The organism is Massilia sp. CT11-108 (assembly GCF_047302915.1).
GTDB classification, from domain to species: Bacteria; Pseudomonadota; Gammaproteobacteria; order Burkholderiales; family Burkholderiaceae_D; genus Telluria; species Telluria orientalis.
Map to the genome: position 1 here is coordinate 1 of NZ_JBKYMO010000195.1, position 10,281 is coordinate 10,281.

Consider the following 10,281-nt stretch of genomic DNA (forward strand, 5'->3'; position numbering starts at 1 on the left):
GTGAGCTACCAGCAATACGACGAACAAATGCGCACCTGGACCATCGTTTACGACGCTGTTCCGTACGACACTCGCGTGAACCTCTACGCTTATTAACTGGCGTGTTCGATCGCCCCCGCGCCCGCGTCGACCGCGCCTGACGCGCCGGTCCCCCGTCAACCCGCGAAGTCCGGGCTTCCCCGGCATTGTGATCTTTCCACTGCGCAATTTTCTTATTGCCGAGCCAGCACCCGGTCCGGCGCGCGCCCGGCCGGACGACCTGCCGAGCCGCGGCCTGGTAAAAAAAGTGTCGCAATTAATCAAAAATATGATCGAAAGGCTGCCGGCCGCTCGATCCGCACCGGGTAACAGGGATGCGATAACGACTGGTTTTCGATTCCTTGCAGATTCAATCCGTCGGTTATCGATCGGGCGTGCTCCGATAAGCCGGATGCGACACTGTGAAATCGATAACATAGAATAACATCACAGATTTTCACATAATGCGGCGTATCGCTTACTGGATAAGTCGGCATTCGCTTTCCAATGCCGTCGGATAACAATCCAGCCTGTTGACTCGCATATTTTGGCTGATGTATAAATATTTGCCGCTTCGAAGTAACACATTACGTTGCGGCTCAATCCTGTTGATATCTTTCTTTATTTTTCAGAAGGAGAAAAAATGGCACGAGTAATGGCCCGTAACACGGCACGCGAACTGACCAGCAACGAAATCGAACACGTGTCCGGTGGCGATGCCAGCTATACGACGATCGTGAGCTACCAGCAATACGACGAACAAATGCGCACCTGGACCATCGTTTACGACGCTGTTCCGTACGACACTCGCGTCTGATTATCGGGCGATCGAACACGCCAGTTAATAAGCGTAGAGGTTCACGCGAGTCATCGCGTGAACCTCCTTCGGACCGGGATTTGGCGGGTCGACATTACTCGCTGTCTTTACGCAAAAATATCTGCATTGTGGAGAATTGGTGAAAGTTCTTATCAAGACCATTGCTGACGACATGCATGCTTTCGCGGTCAAGTGGGCTCTGGAGCAAAAGGGGGTCGAAACCGCTATCTGGTTCACGGACAATTTTCCCGCGCGTACGGAAGCGTCGTTCCATATCGGGCAAACCACCCACCTCGACGTTGTGCTGCGGGCCCAGGACGCCCTCCGCATTGCAGAGTTCGGCACCCTCTGGAATCGCCGGATCTCGCAGCCGGTCATTGCCCCGGACGTCCACCAGGCCGATCGAAAATTCGCGGAACGCGAGGCTGCGGACTTCGTGCAGTCGATGTATTCGTTCGAACACAGCGCCATTTTCGAGGTAAATCCCGGCCGTGCCCGGAGAATCGCCCTGCTGAAACCCGTGCAACTGGTCGAGGCGGGAAAAGTCGGCCTGCGCATTCCGGACACCCTGATAAGCAATTCTCCGAACCAGGTCGCCCGTTTCTTCAAGAAACACAACGGAAACATTATTTTCAAATCGTTTTCGCCCCATATCTGGGTTACCGAAAATGGCGAAGTCTCGAGCCTGACCACGGCACTGGACGAAATCCAGATAAACGATTCCGAAGCCATTTCGATCACGCCCGGTATTTATCAGGAGAAAATCGAAAAACGCCACGAATACCGCATCACGTTCATGGGGGACCGCGCCTTTATCGCAGTCAACCGCAGTTTTGATCCGTCGCTGGTGGACAGCCGCACGAGCAGCACGGCATATGACGGCACCGGCATGGTTTCCGAATCCGTATTGAACCGATGCCGTCAACTCATGAAACGGCTCGGGATTTGTTTCGGCTGTTTCGACATGATCCAGCCCAAAGACGGAAATGAACCGATATTTCTGGAAGTAAACGAAATGGGCCAGTGGCTCGCTTATGAGCGAGATATTGCCGGTTTCGACATGCTGGAAGCATTCGCGAACTTCCTGATCTCGAGGGATCCGCATTTCAACGATTCGGGACACGGAAGGGGATTGCGCTACAGCGATTACCTGGCTTCTCCTGAATTCAACGTGGACCAGGAAGGCATATTGCAGCGCCTGCGCGCGCAAAACGTGACCCACAACGTGATCACCAACGAAGTGAAAGCGCCTGCCCACGCCGAGGCGGCGTGACGGCGTTCCGTGGATCGGACTCTCCCTTAAGAAAGCAGTACCGCTGCCGAAGCGGACGACATCAATGAAGCGAGACATATTCAGACTCGAAGCCATCGAATACCAGTCGGCGTCGTCCCTGGGCACGATCTTCATCGCACGGCCGCTGCGGCTCGACGTCATGTGCGGGGTGCTCTTCGCATTCTTCGTGGGCTTCCTGGTCTTCGTGTACACGGCGTCCTACACATCCAAGGAAACCGTAAAGGGGCTGATATTGCCCAGCAAGGGCGTGGCAAGGATTACCGCCCCCTCCCCCGGCACCGTAACCCGCCTCTACGTGAAGGAGGGCCAGCTCGTCCAGAAGGATGAACTGCTGGGCGAGATACTGATCGACCCTTCGGGCAAAAGCACGGACGTTGCGCAGGCAGGCATCAGCCAGGCTATCGAAGAACGGCTGGCGCTCGCCAAGGACGAGATCGGCAGGCGCAAGCTGACGCAGGACGCCGCGCGCGCCGGACTGTCGGACAAGATCGCAGGCATCGAACAGGAACTCGCCACCCTCGACAAGGAAATCGCCATCCAGAAGGAGAATGTCGAGCTGGCAAAAGGCGGCTTGCGCCGCTTTGACGAGTTACATCAGAAAGGCTTCATCTCCTTCGAAGGAACGAGCAACAAGCGCACGCAATACCAGGAAGCGGCAGCGCGGCTGGAATCCCTGACGCGCGAGCGCATCAGGTTGCTGCGCGATCTCACGGCGGCACGCCATGATCTCGCGGCGCTTCCCATGCGCGACGCGACAGAGCTCAGCGATGCGATCCGAACCGAGCTCCAGGAAAAACAATCGCTGCTGGAAAGCGAAAGAAAACGCGTCATCAAGATCTGGGCGCCTGAAACCGGCAAGGTAACTGGCATTAATTTCCCGGAAGGCCAGTCGGTCGGCATGGGGAAAGTCTTACTGAGCATCGTGCCCGTCGGATCGAAGTACCAGGCACATCTGTTTGTGCCGTCGAAGTCGGCCGCATTCATCCGGCGGGATGCCTTGACCTACCTGCGGCTGGATGCATTCCCCTACCAGAGATTCGGGACACTCAGGTCCAGAGTCGAGACGGTCAGCATGGCGACCATTCTTCCCGACGAGATGACGGAACTGGGCATGCCGGCTGAGCTATCGAATGGCAAGGCGGTGTACCGCGTCGTCGCCGACATCGTCGGGGAGTCCGACAGGATCCCGCTTGAGAATATTCGGCCGGGCATGCAGTTCGAGGCCGACGTGACCATGGACACGCAAAAGATCTATAAATGGCTGCTCTCTCCGATATTCGGCATCCAGAACAAGAACAGGTAATTGGCGATAATGAGCGTGACTGAAAATCCCGAGATTAATTTTGGACTTGCGAAGCGGACGCCCGTCATCAGGCAGACCGAATCGGCCGAGTGCGGACTCGCGTGTCTCGCGATGATTCTGGGTCACTATGGGAATCATTGCGACATGTTCGGACTGCGCAAGAAATTTCCGCTGTCGCTGCAGGGCGCAACCGTCGGTGACCTGATCAGAATCTCCGGTGACCTCGGCCTCAACTCCCGCGCACTGACGCTGGACCTCTGCGATTTCGACAGCCTGAGACTACCGTGCGTCCTGCACTGGAATTTCAAGCATTTTGTCGTGCTGACCAGGATCACCAAAAAAGGGATCGAAATGATCGACCCGGCCTACGGTCGGCGCAAGGTGACGATGGCGGAAGTCGACCGGTCATTTACCGGGGTGGCGCTGGAATTCTGGCCGAACAACGACTTTACCCTGGCCGAGCCCGGCCCGAAGCTTTCATTGCGGCGCCTGATCGGAACCGTGCGCGGGATCGTTCCGGCCGCGGGCCAGATCCTGTTTCTGGCGCTGCTGATCGAAGTCGGGAATCTGGGATCGCCGCTGCTGATGCAATGGATCATGGATTCCGTACTGATCGGCCAGGACTATACATTGCTCGTGGCATTGGCGGCCGGTTCCGGCATCCTCATGCTCCTGCAAAACGTCGTTACCGCATTGCGGGGATGGGCGCTGGTCTATTTCAACGCCAACGTCTCCCTGCAATGGCGATCGAATATCTTCTCGCACCTGCTCAGGCTCCCGATCAGCTATTTCGAACGCCGGGCACTGGGCGACGTCATCTCGAGATTCAGCTCGGTCGATCAGATCCAGCGTGTGGTGAGTACGTCCTTCATCGAAGCCTTCATCGACGGCACGTTCGGCCTCATCACATTCGTCATCATGCTGTTATACAGCCCCATGCTGGCGGCAATCAGTGCCGCAGCCGTCCTGCTGTATGTCGTGATGCGTCTCTTCCTGTTTTCCTATCTGGAACAATCGACGCATGACTTCATCGTGGCGGCGTCAAAACAGGATGGCCACCTGATCGAATCGCTGCGCGGGATCCGCGCCTTGAAGCTCTTTCAACGCGAAGCGAACCGGCGTGCCCAATGGATCAAATACTTTACCGACCAGGTCAACGCGGACGTGAAAGTGCAGCAGATCACGCTCGGATTTCGTCTGGTGAATGGCCTGCTGTTCGGCACCGAAGTCCTGGTGGTGACCGTCGTTGGCGCGCTGATGGTCATGGATCTGCGGTTCACGGCCGGCGCCCTGATCGCTTTCCTGGGCTTCCGAGGACAGTTCTCCGGGCGCATGCTTGGTTTGACGGAAAAAATGTTTGATCTAAAACTCCTCTCCCTGCAATGCGAGCGGCTCGCGGACATCGCGCTGACGGAGAAGGAAAGCGTCCCAACGGAAGAAGCCTTGCTGCCGACGCCCCAGCACGCGTCCACGATCGAACTCAGGAATGTGACGTTTCAATATGCGAAAAATACATTCGCCGTGCTCCGTAACCTGAACCTCACGATCGCGCCGGGCGAATCGATCGCAATCACCGGCGCGTCCGGATGCGGGAAAAGCACACTTCTTCAACTGATCTGCGGCGTGTACCCGCCGACTTATGGGTCGGTCAACATCGATGGCATCGACGTACGCAAGCTCGGCCACGGGTTCCTGCGCGAAAACATCAGCGTCGTCATGCAGGATGACCAGTTGTTTTCGGGAACGATCATCGACAACATCTGTTTCTTCGACGAGAACCCCGATTATGAGTGGGCGAAGGAATGCGCGCGGCTGGCGCAGATCTCGACCGATATCGAGGCCATGCCGATGGCCTACAACACACTGGTTGGCGACATGGGCTCCGTGCTGTCCGGCGGCCAGAAACAGCGGGTCATCATCGCACGTGCCCTCTACAAGAAGCCGAGGATCCTGATTCTCGACGAAGCGACGAGTCACCTCGACGTGGAGAACGAAAAGCGCGTCAACAAGGCAATCAGCGACATGAACATCACGCGCATTATCGTCGCGCACCGGCACGAAACGATCTTGTCCGCCGACCGGATCGTGACGCTCGCCGATGGGGCCATTCTTCACGATACCCGGCCGCACGTGCAGGCCGAATCGCTCGAACCGGATTTACAAAACTAATTCATGTACGACAGGAGGAATAACATGAATCGCCGCAGCACTCTCTTGACGATCGTTGCCATCGGCATGCTTGCGCTTCATTTCACGGCGCAATCCGCCGCCATCGCCCGTCCCGACCTGAGACGCGAACTGCTGGAAATGAAAAAGAAGGATCAGGACGCGAGGGAGGAAGGGCTCCACGGCGGATCCCGGGATCTATTCCGTATCGATCAGGAGAATCTGAAAAGGCTGAAGGAGATCGTCGCCGCAGTGGGCTGGCCGACGACATCGATGGTGGGCGCCGATGGCAGCGAAGCCGCGTGGCTGCTCGTCCAGCACGCGGACAGCGATCCGGCGTTCCAGTTGCAGATGCTGACGACGCTGGAACCGCTCGTCCGCACGGGCGACATCTCACCCAAGGATTACGCGTATCTCTACGACCGCACGCACAAACCGCAACGCTATGGTACGCAGGGCGAGTGCGATGCCAGTGCGGTATGGCATCCGCGTGCCATCGAATCCGGTGCGGACGTCGACCGGCGCCGGGTTGCGATCGGCCTTCCCCCGATGCGGGAATATAACGACGTCATGAACAAGGTATGCGCAGAGTTCATGGCAAACCGTCATTGATTCAATCACACCGGCCACGACGAATGAGATACGTACTCGAAGTATTCGATGAAGCAAAGGAACCGCACAAGACCACGGCCGAGTATTACGGATACGCGGCGTTACTGATGGGAACGGCTCCGGCGCTGTTGAACAGGACACTCGCGAAATCGTTGTGGCACCTTGGCGCCGCGTTCGCGCACAAGCAATTCAAATTCTATTTCGACGCGCGCGGCATGCCCGTCGGGATGGTGACGTGGGCCTTCCTTGCGTCCGACGTGGAAGACCGGTTTCTCTCGGACGACGATCCGCAGCTTCACTTGAGCGAGTGGAACGAAGGGGATAGCCCGTGGATCATCGACTTCGTCGCGCCGTACGGAAATCTCAAGCATATCCTCCGCGATCTGCGCGACACGGTATTCGCCGACCACGACGGCGTGATTTACTCGCGGCGCAGGAAAGGTGCGGTCGTGACGAAGCAGATCCAGGCCAGCCCATTTTCCTACTTTTTCAGGAACCGCAGGAACGCCTCCTGACCAGCCTACCGCACGACTTTTCGACAAATCTCCGACATCAAACCGTCATGCTGCCAGTTCCGCTCAAACAACTCCTGCCCGATTCGTCGTTCGTGAATTTCGAAGTGCGCCGGTTGGCCCGCCCGCGGATCGAATGGGTCGGCCCGGACGTGCCGGCAAGCTTCGATCCACTGGATTATGCCTGGTGCAAGCCGCTGGAGTCGGAAGATCCGTCCTGCTATCTGGACGAGGCGACCTTGGCGGCCGGAGAGCGGTATGGCGGCGAAGCGCTGGAAGCGAACGGGGGCGGCGTTCGCTGCGGAATCGTCGGCGATTTCCAGATCAAAGGCATCGGCAAGAATCAGCTTGCCGGAAAATCGACCGACTTTTGGCACAGCCATGGCGCCGCATCGCTGGAGGAGGCGATACAGGAAGCGATCTGGGGTGAGGTCTGCCAACTTGCCCTGCCGTACGGCGCGGCCCGGGTGAACGCGATCATCACGACCGGCACGATGGCGCCGGACCGTTCGTTCACACGCCACGGGACATCTTCCCGGGCGCTCATCGTGCGCGACCAGGCGCTTCGTCCCGCGCACTACATGCGCGCGATTTTCTTCGACCAGGATCCGCACGCGCCGGGTCTGCGCCTGAGCGACGTCGAGCGGACGAAGCGGGCGATTGCCGCGCTGCCGTCCGGGCTCGCGCAGTGCCTGTTCCCGGACGACCAGGCGATTGCCGGACTGGCCGACCATCATGCGCTCAACGCACACCTCATGGAAATGGTGCGCAGGTTCGCCGTGCAGGTGGCGGCGGCGACGGCAAAACGCATCGTGCACGGCACCCTGAACGCGTCGAACTGTTGTGTCGACGGGCGCTGGATCGATTTCGGGACAATATCCACGGTCTCGGACTACGGCCGGCTCAGGTTCGCCTCTGCCCCGTACTCCGAGGTGACCACGCAATACGGAAGCCTGGGTTCGGCGCTCCGCGACCTTTTATTCTACGTAAAAAAGTATGCGCCGGGCCACATCGCATCGAAACTCGTCGGTCTCGGCGAGCTGGAAAACCATCTGGCGCGGACTTACGACACACGCCTGCGAATGGAAATGGTGAAGCTCACGGGCATCCCGGAACCGGCGCTGAACGACATGCCCAGGCCGCTCGTCGACCGGGCGTTCGACGTGTTTCGACGCATCATGAGGGCCGGGAACAACCAGCCGTTCATGCTCGATCCGCCCGACTGGCGCATGCCCGAAGTCATGGGCGAGCATAATTTGTGTGTCCTGCTGCGCAGGATCGCCTGTTGCGCCGACAAGGCGCAAGCGCTGGAAGCGGTCGTGAAGGAAAACGCGCCGGCGCAACATGTGCAGGACCTCGTCGACGTGTATTTCGACCTGAGAGACCGGTTCGTGCGGATGTCCCCGCCGGGCAGCGCCTGGGACACGGCTTTCGTGGCCCTGAACTGCATGCGCAAGAACATCGACATCGACGAATTGTACCGGACCGTCCTGGAGCAATCGATTTCCGCCCTGGTGAAGTCCCGCGGGGACATTCCGGCCTATATCGGGTCCATCGTACGGAAGGCGTCGGCGGTGCTGTCCGATGAGTCGGACGCGGGACTCGATCTCTCTTATTGGTGCAACCGCCCTGTCGTACTCTCCCGCGCGACCGGCTTCACCGAAAACGGACGCGCAGTGCCCGCCGAGCGGATAGTCGGGTGGCTCGAACAGGCGGCCATGGCCGGCCGCGCCGCCACCTTGTTCCAGCAATGTGTCGAGCGACACGCGCAGCAATGAAGCGTTCCGGGCGCCGCTGCAATCGACACATCGCCCGGCCAGATCGAGATGGAGCGCCATGTTGACATTTACCTTGTCTTCCATTCCCCGTCCCAGGCTACTGCACTGGGTACCGACCCTGTACGCGACGATGGGATTTCCGAATATCTTCGTCGCATCGGCCGCGGCCATCATGTACCGCAACCTGGGCATGAGCACGGCCGAGGTCGTGACAAGCACGAGCCAGTTATACCTTCCCTGGGTCTTGAAGCCGCTCTGGGCACCCCTCCTCGAGGCCTTCGGCACGAAGAAAGGCTGGGTGGTCAGCATGCAGTTCCTATTGATGGTGTTATTCGCCGCCACGGCCCTCTTGTTGCGCACGCCCTACGCGCTTTCTCTCACGCTTGCGACCTTCTGGATGATCGGGTTTGCCTCGGCAACGCAGGACATCGCCATCGACGGCATTTTCATGGGATCGACCACGCCGGCGGAACAGGCCCGCTACGCCGGACTCCAGAATCTTTGCTGGAATATCGGGGCGGTCGCCGCGTCCGGCATCGTCGTTTCGCTGAGCGGGGTTTTGAAGACGGGTCATGACTTGAGCTGGGCGCAGTGCTGGGTGGCCGTTCTGGCGATCTGCGCCGTCCTGATGGGGATGTCGGCATTCTGGCATCTCAGGAATCTGCCGGACGTCCCCAACGCCGCGGGGGCCCGCAATGGCCTGCCGGCGGGCTTCGGGTCATTCCTCGCATCCTGGCGTACGTTTGTCGCGAAGCCGAAGATCTGGACGATGCTCGTCGTCGTGTTCGCCTATCGGCTCGCCGAGGGCTTCGTGGAGAAGATCGGGCCGATCTTCCTGCTGGACGGCAGGGATGCCGGAGGATTGGGCCTCGACAACCAGACGCTTGGCGCGATCAACGGCACGCTGGGTACCATCGCATTCATCGCCGGCACGATCCTGGCGGGTTTCGTCGTCTCCAGGATGACGTTGCGCCGGTCTTTCGTCGTCCTGGCACTTGCGCTGAACGTGCCCCATCTCGCCTATTACTGGCTCAGCGCCGACTTGCCGTCGAATCTCCTGATCATCTCCGGCGCGGTCCTGGTCGAAAAATTCGGATACGGATTCGGATCCGTCGGCCACATGCTCTATATGGTGCAGCAAGTCTCTCCGGGGCGCTTCCAGATGTCCCATTACGCCTTCGCGACGAGCGTCATGGCACTGTGTAAATGGACCACCGGATGGGCGAGCGGCTTCCTCTTCGTGGCATGCGACCATAGTTACCGGTTGTTTTTCCTGTTCGTGCAGGTCGTCTCCGTCTTGCCGGTGGTGATAGCGTACCTTGCCCCCTTTCCGCGCAACGATAACGCGGCGGCAGCGGTGCCGAAGGAGGCCGCGCATTGCGAGAACGTATCGGTCCCGCATTGACCGCACGCGGGCCGAAAAAAATGGGCGCCACGCGGGCGCCCTGAAGTGATATCGAGAGTAAGTAAGTCGAGGCCGTGCTGATGGCCACCACGCCACCGCACGAGCAGTCATCGTAACGCGCCGCGGCATGCCGCGCCCATCATTTATTCGCCATTTGCTATCGGTTTTTGATATAGGCGACGAGGGCCCGGCCGGCCCTCCCAGCCCCATTCCCGGCACGGGCGCCGGCCCGGTGTACAATCCTTTGTTCCAGGAACACCTGCATGGCCGCAATCCGCGCCACTGCCGGGTTCCGGATACCGATCATGCATCGACTATGAGCTGACATGGCCACCACCGGGACACCACAACGCCGCCACGCGGACCGCGACCGCAG

The 10,281-nt window shown here is 59.2% G+C and carries 8 protein-coding genes; all 8 read left to right on the forward strand.

Annotation, left to right across the window (positions count from 1 at the left end; translation table 11 throughout):
• Positions 1-661 precede the first annotated feature (661 nt).
• Positions 662-835, forward strand: coding sequence for a hypothetical protein (locus ACEN88_RS16480; protein WP_413341242.1), 174 nt, complete (start codon positions 662-664; stop codon positions 833-835).
• Positions 836-974: 139 nt separating this feature from the next.
• The gene (locus ACEN88_RS16485) at positions 975-2,108 is read left to right on the forward strand and encodes a hypothetical protein (RefSeq protein ID WP_413341244.1); all 1,134 of its coding nucleotides are present in this window, start codon (positions 975-977) and stop codon (positions 2,106-2,108) included.
• A 64-nt stretch (positions 2,109-2,172) separates the two neighbouring features.
• A complete protein-coding gene (locus tag ACEN88_RS16490) occupies positions 2,173-3,432 on the forward strand; it encodes an HlyD family secretion protein (protein ID WP_413341245.1) in 1,260 nt (419 codons plus the stop codon).
• A gap of 9 nt (positions 3,433-3,441) precedes the next feature.
• The gene (locus ACEN88_RS16495; protein ID WP_413341247.1) at positions 3,442-5,601 is read left to right on the forward strand and encodes a peptidase domain-containing ABC transporter; all 2,160 of its coding nucleotides are present in this window, start codon (positions 3,442-3,444) and stop codon (positions 5,599-5,601) included.
• 24 nt (positions 5,602-5,625) lie between these two features.
• Positions 5,626-6,210, forward strand: a complete 585-nt coding sequence (locus ACEN88_RS16500; protein ID WP_413341249.1) for a DUF6624 domain-containing protein — start codon at positions 5,626-5,628, stop codon at positions 6,208-6,210.
• Positions 6,180-6,725, forward strand: coding sequence for a toxin-activating lysine-acyltransferase (locus ACEN88_RS16505; RefSeq protein WP_413341251.1), 546 nt, complete (start codon positions 6,180-6,182; stop codon positions 6,723-6,725). Before ACEN88_RS16500 ends, ACEN88_RS16505 begins: the two co-directional genes overlap by 31 nt.
• Before the next feature lie 47 nt (positions 6,726-6,772).
• Positions 6,773-8,500, forward strand: coding sequence for a hypothetical protein (locus ACEN88_RS16510; protein WP_413341253.1), 1,728 nt, complete (start codon positions 6,773-6,775; stop codon positions 8,498-8,500).
• 58 nt (positions 8,501-8,558) lie between these two features.
• Positions 8,559-9,905, forward strand: a complete 1,347-nt coding sequence (locus ACEN88_RS16515) for an MFS transporter (protein WP_413341255.1) — start codon at positions 8,559-8,561, stop codon at positions 9,903-9,905.
• The last annotated feature ends 376 nt before the right edge of the window (positions 9,906-10,281 follow it).

Bases quoted from the DNA above. Each gene is read 5' to 3' on its own strand.
- ACEN88_RS16510 (WP_413341253.1), top strand. From the start codon at position 6,773: ATGCTGCCAGTTCCGCTCAAACAACTCCTGCCCGATTCGTCGTTCGTG.
- ACEN88_RS16500 (WP_413341249.1), top strand. From the start codon at position 5,626: ATGAATCGCCGCAGCACTCTCTTGACGATCGTTGCCATCGGCATGCTT.
- ACEN88_RS16495 (WP_413341247.1), top strand. From the start codon at position 3,442: ATGAGCGTGACTGAAAATCCCGAGATTAATTTTGGACTTGCGAAGCGG.
- ACEN88_RS16505 (WP_413341251.1), top strand. From the start codon at position 6,180: ATGCGCAGAGTTCATGGCAAACCGTCATTGATTCAATCACACCGGCCA.
- ACEN88_RS16490 (WP_413341245.1), top strand. From the start codon at position 2,173: ATGAAGCGAGACATATTCAGACTCGAAGCCATCGAATACCAGTCGGCG.
- ACEN88_RS16480 (WP_413341242.1), top strand. From the start codon at position 662: ATGGCACGAGTAATGGCCCGTAACACGGCACGCGAACTGACCAGCAAC.
- ACEN88_RS16515 (WP_413341255.1), top strand. From the start codon at position 8,559: ATGTTGACATTTACCTTGTCTTCCATTCCCCGTCCCAGGCTACTGCAC.